This window comes from Dactylosporangium sp. NPDC051541 (assembly GCF_044454505.1).
GTDB lineage: Bacteria > Actinomycetota > Actinomycetes > Mycobacteriales > Micromonosporaceae > Dactylosporangium.
Genome location: NZ_JBITDU010000005.1, coordinates 58,670 through 75,144, shown reverse-complemented (window position 1 = coordinate 75,144; position 16,475 = coordinate 58,670). Strand labels below are relative to the sequence as shown.

General features: G+C 74.0%; 6 protein-coding genes (1 of these 6 cut by a window edge). All 6 read left to right on the top strand.

Going from position 1 to position 16,475, the window contains the following annotated elements; genetic code table 11:
* Tightly spaced (each overlapping or abutting the next), the 6 genes in view from ACIA8L_RS24220 to ACIA8L_RS24195 form a layout consistent with a single transcriptional unit that may run on beyond the window.
* A protein-coding gene (locus ACIA8L_RS24220; protein WP_395908183.1) for an amino acid adenylation domain-containing protein crosses the window boundary here: on the top strand, positions 1 to 10,179 show its 3' portion. Its footprint begins 1,389 nt before the window's first position; only the last 10,179 of its 11,568 coding nucleotides appear in the window; the start codon falls outside the window, past its left edge; the stop codon is at positions 10,177 to 10,179.
* Complete coding sequence (locus tag ACIA8L_RS24215) at positions 10,176 to 11,837, top strand: ABC transporter ATP-binding protein (RefSeq protein WP_395908181.1); 1,662 nt, start codon at positions 10,176 to 10,178, stop codon at positions 11,835 to 11,837. Before ACIA8L_RS24220 ends, ACIA8L_RS24215 begins: the two co-directional genes overlap by 4 nt.
* On the top strand, positions 11,830 to 13,548 hold the full coding sequence (locus tag ACIA8L_RS24210) for an ABC transporter ATP-binding protein (RefSeq protein ID WP_395908179.1): 1,719 nt from the start codon (positions 11,830 to 11,832) through the stop codon (positions 13,546 to 13,548). Before ACIA8L_RS24215 ends, ACIA8L_RS24210 begins: the two co-directional genes overlap by 8 nt.
* Positions 13,539 to 14,315, top strand: a complete 777-nt coding sequence (locus tag ACIA8L_RS24205) for an alpha/beta fold hydrolase (protein WP_395908177.1) — start codon at positions 13,539 to 13,541, stop codon at positions 14,313 to 14,315. Before ACIA8L_RS24210 ends, ACIA8L_RS24205 begins: the two co-directional genes overlap by 10 nt.
* The gene (locus ACIA8L_RS24200; RefSeq protein ID WP_395908175.1) at positions 14,312 to 15,118 is read left to right on the top strand and encodes a siderophore-interacting protein; all 807 of its coding nucleotides are present in this window, start codon (positions 14,312 to 14,314) and stop codon (positions 15,116 to 15,118) included. The genes ACIA8L_RS24205 and ACIA8L_RS24200 overlap by 4 nt, the downstream gene beginning before the upstream one ends.
* Positions 15,111 to 16,475 (top strand): cation:proton antiporter, encoded by a 1,365-nt coding sequence (locus ACIA8L_RS24195; RefSeq protein ID WP_395908173.1) that lies wholly within the window; start codon positions 15,111 to 15,113, stop codon positions 16,473 to 16,475. Before ACIA8L_RS24200 ends, ACIA8L_RS24195 begins: the two co-directional genes overlap by 8 nt.

Genomic DNA, 16,475 nt, shown 5'->3' with positions numbered 1-16,475 from the left:
TTCGCCGAGCTGGACGAGCGTGTCACGAGGCTGGCAAGGATTCTCGTGGAACACGGGGCCGTCCCGGACCGGCCGGTCGCGGTGTTGCTGCCTCGGAGTGTGGACGCGGTCGTGGCGTGGCTGGCGGCGATGCGCGCGGGCGGCATCTATCTCCCCATCGACGTGGACTATCCGGCCGAGCGCATCGACTACATCCTGGAAGACGCCCGTCCGGCCGTGGTGGTGACGCTGGATCTGCTGGCCAAGGCCGCCGATTCGGATGTCGAGCTACCCGCGATTCATCCACGTTCGGGCGCCTACCTGATCTACACGTCAGGTTCCACGGGCCGGCCGAAGGGTGTCGTGGTTGAACACGGCAGTCTGATGAATCTGTTCCATCACCACCGCGAACACGTCATGCCGCAACACAAGATCAGGGCCGGGCTGTCCGCGGCGACGGTGTTCGACACCTCGTGGGAAGGTGTCCTGTTCCTGGTCGCCGGCCACGAACTGCACGTCCTCGACGATGAGACCCGCCGCGACCCGGACCTGTTCGTAGCCTACGTGCGTGAACACGGCCTCGACTTCCTGGATGTAACGCCGTCACTCGCCGGCCCGCTGCTATCGAGTGGTCTGCTGAAACACCCGCCGAGACTCGTGGCATTGGGTGGTGAGGCCGCTGATTCCGGGATTTGGACGGCGCTGCGTGAGGCGACTTCGGCGATCAACCTGTATGGGCCGACGGAGTGCGCGGTCGACACGCTCATGGCCCGCCTGACGGACACCGAGAACCCGTCGGTCGGCCGTCCGATCGCCAATACCCGGGCTTACATCCTTGATTCGTGGCTGCGGCCGGCGAAGCACGGGGAGCTCTATCTGGCTGGGGCGCAGCTCGGCCGGGGTTACCTGAACCGGCCGGGGTTGAGCGCGGTCCGGTTCGTCGCGGACCCGTTCGTGGCGGGGGAGCGCATGTATCGGACCGGGGACGTGGTTCGCCTCGCCGGTGACGGGTCCCTTGAGTTCGTCGGACGGGCTGATGACCAGGTGAAGATCCGCGGGTTCCGGGTCGAGCCGGGTGAGGTCGCGGCCGTCCTGGCTGAGCATCCTGACGTTGCCCAGGCCGTCGTGGTCGCCGTCGACGGGCGGCTCGTCGCCTACGTCGTCGGTGGAGGCGTGGGTGAGCCGACTGAGCTGCGGGACTGGGCCAGCACGCGGCTGCCGGAGCACCTTGTTCCAGCTGCGTTCGTGAGACTCGAGCGGATCCCGGTCACCGTCGCCGGGAAAGTCGACAAGCGGGCGCTGCCGGCCCCCGACTTCGCGGCGCTCACGGGGGATGCGGCACCCCGTACCGCGACTGAGGAGATCCTCGGCGGGCTGTTCGCCGAGGTGCTCGGGCTGCCTTCGGTCGGCGTCGACGACGGGTTCTTCACCCTCGGCGGGGACAGCATCGTCAGCATCCAGCTGGTCGCCCGGGCTCGGGCCGCCGGGCTGCGGATCACGCCGCGGCAGGTGTTCGAGCTGCGTACCGTGGCCGCGCTGGCCGCCGTCGCCGCGCCGGTGGAGGAGCGGCAGACGCAGCACCTCACGGCGGCCGCGATCGGGGACGTGCCGCTGACGCCGGCGCTCCGGTGGCTGCGCACGGCCGGGCCGATCGACCGGTACAGCCAGTCGATGCGGCTGCGGGCCCCGAAACAGCTCACCGACGCCGACCTCGTCCGGCGCATCCAGGCCCTGATCGACCGGCACGACGTGCTCCGGGCCCGCTGGACCGGGGACGGGCTGCACGTGCCCCCGCCCGGGACCGTCGACGCCGCCACGCTCGTCGGCGCGGCCGACCTCGACCCGGCGCGCGGGCGCATGCTGCGGGCCGTCCGATCCGGTGACGAGGTGCTGCTGGAAATCCACCACAGCGTCGTCGACGGCGTGTCGTGGCGGATCATCGTCCCGGACCTGGCGGCGGGCGGGGACCTCGCGCCGGTCGGCACCTCGTTCCGCGAATGGGCGCTCGGGCTCGCGGCCGCGGATGGAACACGCGACTTCTGGGAACACGTCGTCGACGCCGAGCCCGAGCCGCTCCTCGGCGACCGGGCGGTCGATCCGGCCCGGGACACGGTGGCGACGGCCCGCACGGTGACCGTGGAGCTCGACCGCGGCCGGACCGCGGCGCTGCTCGAAGCACCGGGCCGCGTCCGCGCCGGGATGCCGGACGTGCTGCTGGCCGGGCTGGCCCTCGCCGTCACCCGGCGTACCGGGCGGCCCGACCTGCTGGTCGAGCTGGAGGGGCACGGCCGCGAGGAGCATCTCGTGCCCGGCGCCGACCTGTCCCGCACGGTCGGCTGGTTCACCACCGAGTACCCGGTACGGCTCACTCCCGGGCCGGCCGCCGGGGCCCTCACGCGGGTCAAGGAGCAGCTGCGCGCCGTCCCCGACAACGGCGCCGGGTTCGGCCTGCTCAAGGACGCGCCTTCCACGAACGGCCCGCAGATCACCTTCAACTACCTGGGGCGGTTCGGCGGCGCCGACGAGGACTCGAGCGACTGGGCGCCCATCGGCGGGCTCGGCGGCTCGGCCGACCCGGACATGCCGCTCGCCCGCGTCCTGGAGATCAATGTAACGGTTACCGATGGAACGCTGCGTGCCGCGTTGACGTACCCGGCCGGGGTCATCGGCGAGGAGACCGTCCGGGCCATCGCCGGTGACTGGTTCGCGGCCCTGGCCGAGCTGGCCGCCACCGACGCTGGGCTCACCCCGTCCGACCTGCTGCAGCCGGGCCTCGGTCAGGACGAGATCGAAGCCTTGGAACGGCGTCCCGGCGGGCTCACCGACGTGTGGCCGCTCAGCCCGCTGCAGGAGGGCCTCGTCTTCCTGGCGGCGATGGCTGCGGACGCGAACGTGGACCCGAGCGTGGACGCGAACGCGGACCCGAGCGTGGTGCGGCAGGTCGTCGACCCGTACGTGGTGCAGCAGGTCCTCGACCTCGACGGGCCGGTCGACCCGCCTCGGCTCCGCGCCGCCGGGCAGGCTCTGCTGGACCGGCACCCGAGCCTGCGGGTCGCGTTCCTGGCCGGGCCTGGAGGCGTGCTCCGGCAGGTCGTCGCCGCTCGTACCACCCTGCCGTGGACGGAGACGGACCTCAGCGCGGAGGCCGACCCGGCCGCCGCGTTCGAGCGTCTCGCGGCCGCGGACCGGGGCCGGGCGTTCGACCTGACCCGGGCCCCGCTGCTGCGGCTCGACCTGGTCAAAGTTTCTGCAACACAGCACAAGCTCGTGCTCACCAACCACCATGTGCTGCTCGACGGCTGGTCGACGCCGCTCGCCGTCCGTGACCTGTTCGACCTGTACGCCGGCCGGGAACTGCCGCGGCCGCGGGCGTACGAGGACTACCTGCGCTGGCTGCGGCGGGCCGACAATGCCGCGGCGGAGCAGGCGTGGCGGGAGGCGCTCGCCGGCATCGAGGAGCCGACGCTCGTCGCGCCGGACGCCGGGCTCGTCCTCGACGCCCGCCCGGTTCAGCTCGAACGGGAACTGCCGGCCGAGGTGACCGCGCGGCTCACCGCCCTCGCCCGGGACCGCCAGGTCACCCTCAACACCGTCGTCCAGGCCGCCTGGGCCGTGCTGCTCGTCCAGCTCACCGGCCGCACCGACGTCGTCTTCGGCACCACCGTCTCCGGCCGCCCGGCCCAGCTCCCCGGCGTCGAAGACATGATCGGCTTCTTCATCAACACCCTGCCGGTCCGAGTCCCGCTCGACCCCGCCGAACCCTGGTCCGCCCTCCTCGACCGCCTCCAGTCCACCCAGGCCGCGCTCCTGGAACACCAACACCTGCCGCTGGCCGACATCCAGCGCCTGGCCGGCCTCGACGAAACCGACCCCGCCGCATCCCCAGCCGCCGCCCGCGTCGCCGGAGACGCAGCCGGGGGGCGGCGGCTTCGTGAGCTGTTCGACACGCTCACCATCTTCGAGAGCTACCCGCTCGACGGGGCCGCACTGCAGGACGCGACCAGCGCCGGCGGGCTGCGGATGACCGGTGTCACGGGCGATGACGCGCCGCATTACCCGCTCACCCTGGCCGTCGCGCCCGGGGAGCGGCTTCGGCTCGGGCTGGCCTACCGCGGTGACGTGTTCAGCGCGGCCGCGGCGGAGGACATCCTCGACCGGTACGGCGCGCTGCTCGCCACCCTCGCCGAACGTCCGGACGCACCGGTCGGCCGCGCCTTGAACGACTTTGCTGAAACGTACGTCAGCGGGGCCGTGGTCCCGGTTGCGGCGACGACGCTGCCGGAACTGTTTCAGGCGGCCGCGCGGGCCACCCCCGACGCCGTGGCGCTGCGGTTCGAGGATGCCGCCCTGACCTACGCCGAGCTCGACGCCCGCGTCGGCCGGCTCGCGGCCTGGCTGCGGGAGCAGGGCGTGGGGGCGGAAGCCGTCGTCGCGGTGGCGCTGCCGCGCTCGGTGGAACTGGTTGTCGCGCTCCACGCCGTGCAGCGGGCCGGGGCCGCCTACCTGCCCATCGACCCGGCCCACCCCCGCGAGCGCAACGAGCAGCTCATCGCCGATGCCGGGGCTCAAGTGGTACTGACGCCGGAAAACGTGCACCGGCAAGCGGAACCACTGGAACAGCGGGCAAGGGTCGCGCCGGACTCGGCGGCGTACGTCATCTACACGTCCGGCTCGACCGGGCGGCCCAAGGGTGTCACCGTCTCGCACCGCGCGATCGTCAACCGGCTCCTGTGGATGCGGGCCGAGTTCCAGCTGCGGCCCGGCGAGCCCGTGCTGCACAAGACGCCGGCCGGGTTCGACGTGTCGGTCTGGGAGTTCTTCTGGCCGCTGATCTGCGGTGCCACCCTGGTCGTGGCCCGGCCCGACGGCCACCGCGACCCCGCCTACCTCGCCGAGCTCATCCGGCGGCACGAGATTACGACCGTCCATTTTGTACCGTCGATGCTGCGCGCCTTCCTCACCGAGCCCGCGGCGGCCGGCGTCCCGCTGCGGCGCGTCATCTGCAGCGGCGAGGCACTGCCCGCCGACGTCGCCCGCCGGTTCGGTGCGGTGCTGCCCGGTGTGGAGCTGCACAACCTGTACGGCCCGACCGAGGCCGCCGTCGACGTCACCCGTCACCGGGTGGAAACCGCGGCTGATGGAACAGTTCCAATCGGGCGCCCGGTGTGGAACACCCGCACGCTCGTCCTCGACCCGTGGCTGCGTCCCGTGCCATCGGGCGTCACCGGTGAGCTGTACCTCGGCGGCGTCCAGCTGGCCCGCGGCTACCTGCACCGGGCCGGCCTCACCGCCACCCGGTTCGTGGCCGACCCGTTCGTTCCCGGTGAGCGGATGTACCGGACCGGCGACCTGGCCCGCGTCACCGCCGAGGGCGTCATCGAGTATGCCGGGCGCACCGACGACCAGGTGAAGATCCGCGGCCAGCGCGTCGAGCCGGGCGAGGTCGCCGCGGTGCTGTCCGAGCACCCGGCCGTGGCCGAGGCCGTCGTGGTGGCCCGCGACGGCCGCCTGATCGCCTACCTCGTGGGCGCGACGCACAAGGCCCCAGACATCCGGCCCGGCGCGGCACCAGAGACACGAGACATCAGGAACTGGGTGGCTGAGCGGCTGCCTGAGCATCTGGTCCCGGCCGCGTTCATCGAGCTCGCCGCGCTCCCCGTCACCGCCAACGGCAAGCTCGACCGCAACCGGCTGCCGGCCCCCGACTTCGCGGCCGAAGCCGGCGATGACCAGCCGCGCACCGAAGCCGAGGCCGTCCTGGCCCGCCTCGTCGCCGATGTCCTCGGCCTGCCCCGGGCCGGTGTCCGCGACGGCTTCTTCGCGCTCGGCGGCGACAGCATCCTCGCGCTGCAGCTGACCGCCCGGGCCCGGGAGGCCGGCTGGCGCATCACCGCCCGTGACGTCTTCGCCCGGCCGACCGTCGAGGGCCTCGCCGCCGTGGCCGTGCCGGCGGCGTCGGTGGCCGGGGAGAGCCGGGACAAGACCGGCGGCTGGGGTGACATCCCGCCCACCCCGATCATGCGGGAACCGGGTGCGGCCGACCCGCGGCTGAGCCAGTCGATGCGGCTGCGGGCCCCGGACGACCTGACCGACGCCGAGCTGATCCGCCGCGTCCAGCGGCTGATCGACCGGCACGACGTGCTCCGGTCCCGCTGGACGGGTGCCGGGCTCCATGTACCCCCGCCGGGGTCGGTCGACGCGGCGGGACTGATAGGCGCCGAGGACCTCGACCCGGCGGCCGGCCGGATGCTGCGGGCGGTGCGGGCCGACGCGTCGGTGCTCCTGGAGATCCATCACCTGGCCGTGGACGCGGTGTCCTGGCCGATCATCGTCGCCGACCTGGCAAACGCGTCATTGAGCGAGCCCGGCACCTCGTTCCGCGAGTGGTCCGAGGCCCTCGCGGCGGTCGACCGGTCGCACGAGCTGCCCTACTGGCGATCCATTGTGGACGGCCAAGGTGAACCACCCGCCCTCGACCCGGAGCGCGACACGCTCGGCACCCTCGACCAGGTGACCGCGCGCGTCCCGGCGGTCGCGCTGCCCGGCTTCCGCGTCAACCAGCAGGACATCCTGCTGACCGCCCTCGCCCTGGTCAAGCACGACGTCGTGGTCGAACTGGAGGGCCACGGCCGCGAGGAGGCGCTGCTGGCGGGCGCCGACCTGTCGCGCACCGTCGGCTGGTTCACCACGACCCACCCGGTGCGGCTCACGGCCGAGCCCAATGACGTGGAACAAGCCCTGAAACACGTCAAGGAGCAGCTCCGCGCCGCCCCCGACGGCGGTATCGGCTTCGGCCTGCTCCGCGACCGCCGGCCGAACCGGCCACCGGCGTTCCTCGTCAACTATCTGGGCCAGCAGAGCGCAACGCCCGCGCCCGCAAGCCAGCCGAGCGCGACGCCCGGCGACGAGCGCCCCTGGGCTCCGATCGGCGGCCTCCGCGGCGACGCCGCCGACCACCTCCCGGCCCGGCACGCCTTCTCGGTCGAGGCGGCGATCGTCGACGGCGACCTCAACCTGTCGATCGCCTACCCGAGGCACGCCGTACCACAGCGGGAAGCGCAAGACCTGCTCACCGCCTGGACCGAGGCACTGCGACGACTGGCTGCCCTCGCCGAACGGCCCGGTGCCCTCACCCCCTCAGACGTCCTGGCCCCCGTCGACCAGGCCGAGCTCGACGAGCTGAGCAGCCGGTACCCCGCGATGACCGACGTCCTGCCCCTCACCCCGCTCCAGGAGGGCCTCTTCTACCTGCACCAGCTCGACAACAGTGGCTACGCGGTCCAGCAGTCCCTCGAGCTCGAAGGCCCCCTCGACCCCGACCGCCTCCGCCGAGCCGCCCAGCTCCTCCTGGAGCGCCATCCCAACCTCCGCGCCGCGTTCACCACCACGGAGCAGGGCCGCCCGGTCCAGGTCATCCCCCCGGTGCCGCACGTGCCGTGGCGGTACGGCACGGAGGCCGACGCCGACGACGAGCGAGCCCGCCCTTTCGACGTGGAAACGGCGCCCTTGGTACGGGTACTGCTCCAGCGGCACAGCGAAGAACGCCACACCCTGGTCCTGACCCAGCACCACCTCCTCGTGGACGGCTGGTCCGGCCCGCTCGTGGCCAGGGAGCTCTTCGCGGCCTACGCCGGCGCCCTGCCGCCACCCGCCCGCCCGTACCGCGACTTCCTCGCCTGGCTGGCCGCGGCCGACACCGACGCCGCCGAAGCGGCCTGGCGAACGGCCCTGGCCGGCGTGACGGAGCCGACGCTGGTCGCCCCGGGCGCGACCGGCCGCCCCGCCGGCCTGCCGGGGGAGCTGAACGCCGAGCTGCCCAAGGCCGCCGCCGAGCACGCGAAACAGCGCGGCATCACGCTCAACACCCTGGTCCAGGCCCTGTGGGCGGTCCTGCTCGGCCGTCTCACCGGCCGCGACGACGTCGTCTTCGGCGCCACCGTCTCCGGCCGCCCGCCCGAGCTCCCCGGCGTCGAGGACATGATCGGCCTGTTCATCAACACCGTCCCCGTCCGCGTGCGGCTGGCCCCCGGCGAGTCCTGGGACGCGTTCCTGACGCGCCTGCAGCACCAGCAGTCGCGGCTGCTGGAGCACCAGCACCTGGGCCTGCCCAGGATCCAGAAGCTGGCCGAGCCGCGACACGGGTCAGGTGAGCTGTTCGACACCCTGCTCGTCTTCGAGAGCTACCCCGTCGACACGGCCCGGCTCGACGACAGCCAGCGCGCCGCCGGCCTGCGGCTCGCCGACGTGCGGGCCCGCGACGCCACCCACTACCCGCTCACCCTGGTGGCCGCCGACGACGACGGCCTGCACCTCACCCTCGAGTACCGCCGGGACGTCTTCGACGAGGCCACCGCCCGCCTGCTCCTGGACCGCCTGATCGCCCTGGCGACCGAGGTCACCGGCCACGGGAACAATGTCGAGCGCGCCGACGCCCTCACCGCCGAAGAGCGCCACCGCATCCTCGTCGACTGGAACGCCGGAGCTGTTCCGGTGACACCGGCCACCCTGCCGGACCTGGTGACGCACTGGGCGGTGACAACGCCGGACAACACGGCCCTCGTCGTCGGCCGGCGGCGCTGGACCTACGCGCAGCTGGCCGCCGAGGCCGCCACCCTCGCCGGTGTCCTCGCCGCGGCCGGAGCCGGACCGGGCCGGATCGTCGCGCTCGTCCTGCCCCGCGGCGAGCACATCGTGCCGGCGATCCTCGGGGCGATGGGCTCCAGCTCCGCGTACCTCCCGATCGACCCCGACTATCCACCGGCCCGGATCGCGGCGATGCTCGAGGACGCCGAGCCGGTCGTCACCCTCACCGTCAAGTCCACAGTGGACCTGCTGGCCCCCGGCGTCCGGACCATCGTGCTCGACGGCCACCCCCGCGACGAGACGCCGGCGAGCGCCGTCCCGGAGCCGATCACGCCCGACCACCCGGCGTACGTCATCTACACTTCCGGCTCCACCGGCCGGCCCAAGGGCGTGCTCGTCCCGCACCGCACCGTCGTCAACCTGCACGCCAGCCACCGCCACCGGATCCTCGGTCCGGCGGCCGAGCGGCTCGGCCGGCCGCTGCGGGTCGCCCACAACTGGTCGTTCGCGTTCGACGCGTCCTGGCAGCCGCTCCTGGCCCTGCTCGGCGGCGACGAGCTGCACCTGGTCACCGACGAGCCCCGGCGCGACCCGCGGCTGCTGGCGGCGCTGCTGCGCGACAACGGCATCGACGTCATCGAGGTCGCGCCGTCGCACCTGGAGCAGCTGCTCGCGGCCGGCTTCGACGCGGCCGGCCTGGCCGTGCTCGGCGTCGGCGGCGAGGCGGTGCCGGACCCGCTGTGGGCGGCCATGGCGGCCCTGCCGGCGACCGAGTCGTACAACTTCTACGGGCCCACCGAGTGCACCGTCGACGCGGTTGTCCAGCGCGTCAAGGAGGTGCCCCGGGCCCTCATCGGCCGCCCGGTCGCCAACCTCACCCTCTACGTCCTCGACGCCCGCCTGCGCCCGGTCCCGCCCGGCGTCGCCGGCGAGCTGTACATCGGCGGCGCCCAGCTGGCCCTGGGCTACCTCGGCCGCCGGGCCCTCACCGCGGAGCGCTTCGTGGCCGATCCGTTCATACAGACGAAGGGCGCGCGGATGTACCGCACCGGCGACGTCGCCCGCTGGACCGCCGACGGCCGCATCGACTACCTGGGCCGCGCCGACGACCAGGTGAAGATCCGCGGCCACCGGGTCGAGCCGGGCGAGGTCGCCGCCGCCCTGGCCGAGCACCCCGACGTCGGCCAGTGCGTGGTGGTAGCGGAAAACGGCCGGCTGATCGCCTATGCGGTAACCCCCGACAACAATCACAAGGCTCTCAAACGCTGGGCCGAGCAGAGGCTCCCGGCCTACCTCGTGCCCGCCGCGATCGTGCCCGTCGACGCGATCCCGCTCACCGGCAACGGCAAGCTCGACCGGGCCGCCCTGCCCCGCCCCGCGCACGCCACCACCGGCCGCGCGCCGGAAGGCCAGGCCGAGCAGCGCCTGGCCGCGCTGTTCGCCGAAGTGCTCGGCCTCGAGGAGGTCGGCGCCGAGGAGAGCTTCTTCGACCTCGGCGGCGACAGCATCGCCGCGATGCGGCTCGTCAGCGCGGCCAGGAGCGCGGGCCTGCACCTGTCCATCCGCGACCTGATCGACCTGCGCACGGTCGCCGCGCTGCGAGGGGTGATCGCGTGAAGCCCGCGGTACTGCTGCGCTGGTGCCTGCGCGACGCCCGTCGGGGCGTGGCCGCGTCCTGGATCGGCGGCCTGGCCTACCAGGGCGGCCTGATCCTGCTGCCGTGGTGCCTCGGCCGCGCCCTCGACGACGGCATCACCGGCGGCGACCGGCCCGCGCTGCTGCGGTGGGCGGCGATGACCTTCGCCGTCTCGGCCGCGCTGACCGGGGCCGAGTTCGCGATGCGCTGGTGGGCCGCGCTCGCGGGGGTGCGGACCGGCAACGCCCTGCTGCTGCGCCTGGCCGGCCGGGTGCTCGGCTGGGACACCGCGGCCGCGAACCGGTTCTCGGCCGGTGACCTGGTCACCCGGGGGACCCGGGACGTCGAGACGATCACCGTGTGGATCGCGACGGTACCGTCACTGGTCAGCGGCGTCCTCGGCTTCATCGCGGTGATCGTCGTCGTCGCCACGCTCGGCCCGGCCCTCGCGGCGATCGGGCTGGCGACCGTGCCGCTGCTGATCGCGGTCAACCTGTGGTACCCGCGCCGGTACGAGCGGGCCAACAGCGCCCTGTCCGCCGCGCACAGCGACCGCGCCGACGCCGTCGAGGACCTGCTGTCGGCCAGCACCGCGGTCCGCGGCCTCGGCGGTGAGGCCGAGCTCGTCCGGCGCCACCACGCGGCCAGCGACACCGTCCGCGAGCGCACCCTGGCCCTGGCCCGGGTCGCCGCCGCCTGGGCCGCGCACGCGCCGTTCGTGCCGTGGCTGGCGACCGCGGCCGGCGTCGGCGTCGGCGGCCTGCTCGTCCTCGACGGCCGGTTCTCCATCGGCGGCCTGGTCGCGTTCGCCAGCTGGATGACGCTGCTCGGCCGCCAGGTGATGATGCTGACGTTCCGGTTCGGCCAGCTCGGCGACGCCTGGACCGCGGCCGGGCGGATCGGCGCGGTCCTGGACACCGGCGTGGAACACGCGGCGATGACCGGCCACGTCACCGCGGGCGACCTGCGGGCCGAGGGCCTCGTCGTCGAGCGGCCGGGCCGCGCGCCGCTGCGGCTCCCGGACCTGACAATCCACAGTGGAGAGTTCGTGGCGATCGTCGGCGGCGTCGGCACCGGCAAGACGACGCTGCTGCGCCTGCTCGCCGGCCTGGAGGAGCCGGACGCCGGCGGGGTCACCTACGGCGGCACGGACCTGCGCGAAGCCGGCCGGGACGAGCGCGGCGCCGCGATCACCTTCGTCGGCCAGCGCCCCCTGCTGCTGTCCGGCACCATCGCCGGCAACCTGCGCCTGGGCCGCGACGGCCTCAGTGACGACGACCTTCGAGCCGCCTGTCGTACCGCCGCCATCGACACGTTCATCGCCGAGCAGCCCGACGGCCTGGCGACCGAGGTGGGGGAGCGCGGCAGCTCGGTCTCCGGCGGCCAGCTCCAGCGCCTGGCCCTGGCCCGCGGCCTGCTGCGCGGGGCCGGCGTCCTGCTGCTCGACGACGTCACCTCGGCCGTCGACGCCACCACCGAGCAGCGCATCCTGCAGGGCCTGCGGGCGCTCGGCCGGACGGTCGTCATCGCCACCTCCCGCCCGGCCGTCGCGGAACAGGCCGACCGGGTGCTCGACCTCGGCCCGGCCCGGACCGGCGTGGAGCCGGCGAACACCGAGGAGCTGGTGCACCATGGCTGACGTCCGCCGGCTGGCCGAGGAGCCGGACCTGCGCCGGGTCCTCCGGCGCGCCTGGCCGCACCTGAAAGACCACCGCGGCATCGTCGCCGCCGGGGTCGCCGTCAACCTGCTCTCCACCCTGGCCCTGACGCTCGTCCCGGTGCTCATCGGCCGCGCCGTCGACCGGCTGGTCGAGCACGACCGGCGGGGGCTGCTCGTCACGGCCGGGGTCGTGCTCGGGCTCGTCGTCGCCCGGATGCTGCTGCTGCGCTGGTCGGAGCTGCTGCTGACGCGGGCCGGGGAGCGGGTCGTGCAGGGCCTGCGGGACCTGGTCGTGGCCCGGCTCGGCGCCACGCCGCTGCGGTTCCTGGAGGCCCACCGCGGCGGCGATCTGCTGCGCCGGGCCACCGTCGAGATCGCCGAGCTGGCCACGTTCGTGCGCAGCCAGCTGCCGGACCTCATCTCGCTCGGCGGCTACCTGGTGTTCACGGCCGTGGTCCTGCTGAGCTCCTCCTGGTCGCTGTCGCTGGTCCTGCTCGTCGTGTTCGGACCGCCGATGTGGTACATCACCCGCCGTTTCCGCAATGCCGCGGAGCGGGCCTACCCGGCCGAGGCGGCCGCGCAGGCGACGCTGTCGGCGACGTTCACGGAGAGCCTCCAGGCCCGCGAGCAGCTGCAGATCGACGGCGCGACGGGCACCTGGCTGGCCCGGATGCGCGCCGACGCCGACGGCTACCTCGGCACCGCCCGGGCCGCCCAGCGCGCCGCCACCTGGATCGACGTCACCTGGGTCATCCAGGGCCTGACCAGTGCCGCCCTGCTCGTCGCGGGCGGGCTGCTGGCCGGGGCCGACGTCGTCACCGTCGGCGTCGTCGTCACGTTCGTGCTGGCCAGCCGGGACCTGTTCAGCTCGGTCGACGACTTCACCCTGGTGGCGGGCGAGATGCTGGAGTCCCGCGTCGGCCTGGCCCGGCTCCTCGACCTCCTGGAGTCGGCCGAGCCCCGGCCGCGGGCGACGACCGGCCAAGACCTCCGGCCGTCCGAGAGCCCGGCCGCCGGAGGGCTCACCGCGACCGGCGTCACCTACGCCTACCGCGACGGCGAGCCGGTCCTGCACGGCATCACCCTCGAGTTCGGGCCGGGCGAGCACGCGGGCCTGGTCGGCGAGACCGGCTCCGGCAAGACGACCCTCGCGAAGCTGCTCTGCGGCCTCTACCACCCCGACGGCGGCACGGTCCGCCACGGCGGCGACGACCTCACCGACCTCGACCCGGCCGAGCTGCGGCGGCGGCTCGTCCTGATCCCGCAGCAGGTCCACGTCATCGCCGGCACCCTCGCCGACAACCTGGCCCTCACCCCGGGCCGGCCCGCGCGGGCCGACTTCCGGGCGGCGGCCGACCGGCTCGGGCTCACCGGCTGGGTCGAGGACCTGCCCGGCGGCCTGGACGCCCCCCTCGGCCGGCGCGGCGAACGGTTCTCGGCCGGCGAGCGGCAGCTGGTCGGCCTGATCCGGGCCGCGATGATCGACCCCGACGTGCTGATCCTCGACGAGGCCACCGCCGACCTCGACCCGCGTACCGCGCACCGCATCGAGGCGGCCCTGGCCGAGCTGCGCCACGACCGCACGGTCCTGGTCATCGCCCACCGGAGCACCACCATCGAGCGCCTGCCCCGGATCGTCCGCCTCCACGCGGGCCGCGTCGCCGAGGCCCGGGAGGAAGCATGCCGCTGATCGACGTCAACGGGGTCCGGCTCAACGTCCAGGTGACCGGAGCCGGCCCGGCCGTCCTGATGCTGGCCGGCACCGGCGCCCGCGGCCGGACCTGGCACCTGTACCAGGTCCCGGCGCTGGTCAAGGCCGGCTATCGGGTCATCACGTACGACACCCGCGGCCTGCCGCCCAGCAGCGCGCCGGAGCTGGTCACCCTCGCCGACCTGGTGGCCGACGCGACCGCCCTGGCCGAGCGGTACGGCCCGGTCACCCTCATCGGTTCGTCGATGGGGGCACGGGTCGCGGCCGAGGTGTGCTTGCGCCGCCCCGGCCTGGTCGACCGGGCCGTGCTCATGGCCACCTTCGGCCGGCCGGGCGCGTTCCTGACCGCCCTGACCGCCGCCGGCCCGGCCGTGTCGCGGCACGCGGTCGTCCGGGCCGCGTGCAACCTCTCGCCCCGCACCCTCGCCGACGACCGGCTCGCCCAGGACTGGCTCGACGTGTTCAGCGTCCCCCCGGCCGGAGCCGACGACGAGAGCCGCACCGAGCCGGCGTCCGATGTGGACCGGCTCGACGCGTACGGGGCCATCACGGTGCCGTGCCTGGTGATCGGGTTCGCCGACGACCTCATCGCCCCCGCCCGGGGCAACCGCGAGGTGGCCAAGGCGATCCCCGGGGCCCGCTACGCCGAGATCGCGGACGCCGGCCACTACGGCTACCTCGAACAGCCGGAGCCGCTCAACGCCGAGCTGCTGCAGTTCCTGCACACGCCCAAGGAGAGCGCATGACCACGGTCCGCGATGTCGAGCTCGTCTGGCACGACCTGACCCCGAGGCTGCTCGAGGTGGTCCGGGTCCGGCGCCTGACCCCCGGCATGGTCCGCGTGACCTTCGGCGGCGAGCAGCTGGACGGCTTCCGCTACGCCGCGCCCGACGACCACGTGAAGGTCTTCTTCCCGGCGCCCGGGGCCGACCGGCCGGTCATGCCGACCCTCGGCGAGGACGGCCTCGAGCCGCCGCCGCCCGGTGCGCCGCGGCCGATCTACCGCGACTACACGGTCCGATACGTGCGCCCCGAGCAGCGCGAGCTCGACATCGACTTCGCCCTGCACGGCCACGGGCCCGGCGGCAGCTGGGCGGCCCAGGCGGCACCGGGGCAGCGGCTGGGGATCCTCGGCCCGCGCGGGTCCAATCTCGTGCCGCTGACGTTCGACTGGTACCTCCTCGGAGCCGACGAGACCGCGCTGCCCGCCCTCGCCGCCTGGCTGGAGCACCTCCCCGCGGCCGCCCGGGTCATCGCCCGCATCGAAGTGGCCGGCGCCGCGGAGGAGCAGCCGCTGGCCGTCCGGGCCGATGCGGACGTGCGCTGGCTGCACCGGGACCGTGGCGAGTCCCTGGAACTGGCGATCGGCGGCCTCACCCTGCCACCCGGCGACGGGTACGTCTGGATCGCCGGTGAGGCCTCCGGTCTGAAGCCCGTCCGGCGGTATATCCGCAGCCAGGGGCAGCCGCGCGAGTGGACCGAGGTCGATGGCTATTGGAAGCGTGGGGTCGTGAACCTCGACCACCACGAAGGGGAAGACAGTGACTAGTCCGCTGCCCGGCCTCCCGGCGCACGTCCTGCTCGTGTTCCTCGTGCAGGTGTCGCTGCTCCTGCTGGTCGCGCTGGTCCTCGGCCGGCTCGCGGTCAGATGCAAGCTGCCCGCGCTCGTCGGTGAGCTGCTCACCGGCGTGATCCTGGGCCCGTCCCTGCTCGGCAACGTCGCGCCGGGCGCGCTGCGGTGGGTGTTCCCCGCCGACGCCGCCCAGCTGCACCTCGTCGACGCCGTCGGCCAGGTCGGCGTGCTGCTGCTCGTCGGCGTCACCGGCGCGCAGCTCGACGCCGCGATGATCCGGCGGCGGGGCCTCACCGGCCTGCGGGTCAGCCTCTCCGGGCTGCTGCTGCCGCTCGCACTGGGCCTCGCGGCCGGGTTCGTCGTGCCGGCCGCGCTGCTGACCGGCACGACCGACCGCTGGGTCTTCGCGCTGTTCCTCGGCGTCGCGATGTGCGTGACCGCGATCCCGGTCATCGCCAAGACCCTGGCCGACATGAACCTGCTGCACCGCGACATCGGCCAGCTCACCCTGGCCGCCGGCTCATTCGACGACGCCATCGGCTGGTTCCTGCTCTCGATCGTCGCGGCCGCCGCCACCACCGGCGTCAGCGGGGGATCGGTGGCGCTGTCCGTGGTGTACCTGCTGGGCTTCCTCGCCGCCGCGCTGCTCGTCGGCCGCCCGCTGGTCCGCTACGCCATGCGGGTCGCGGCCCGCTCCGGCGACGGCGGCGTGCGGGTCACGGTCTGCGTCGTGCTGATCCTGGCCGGTGCGGCCGCGACACAGGCGATGGGCATGGAGGCGCTCTTCGGGGCCTTCATCGCCGGCATCCTCATCGGGCGGACCCGGGAGAAGCCCGGCGAGCTCGACCAGAACCCGGGTCGTCCCCTGTGGGCCGACCTGGGCCCGCTGCGGACGGTCGTGCTGTCGGTGCTCGCACCGATCTTCCTGGCCACCGCCGGCCTGCGCGTCGACCTGACGGCCCTGGCCGACCCGAAGGTCCTCGTCGCCGGCCTGTCGCTGCTGGCCGTCGCCATCATCGGCAAGTTCGTCGGCGCCTACGTCGGTGCGCGCGGCAGTGGGCTGTCGCACTGGGAGTCCATCGCCCTCGGCGCCGGGATGAACTCCCGCGGCGTGGTCGAGGTCGTCGTCGCCACCACGGGCCTGCGGCTGGGGGTGCTCTCCATCGCGACCTACACCGTGGTGGTCCTCATCGCCGTCGTCACCTCCGTGATGGGCCCGCCGATCCTCCGGGCCGCGATGAGCCGGGTCGAGTACACCAAGGCCGAGCGCGAGCGGGCGGAGGCGCTCGCGGCGGCACCGCCGAAGGCACCCGAACCCGCCGACCTGCACTAG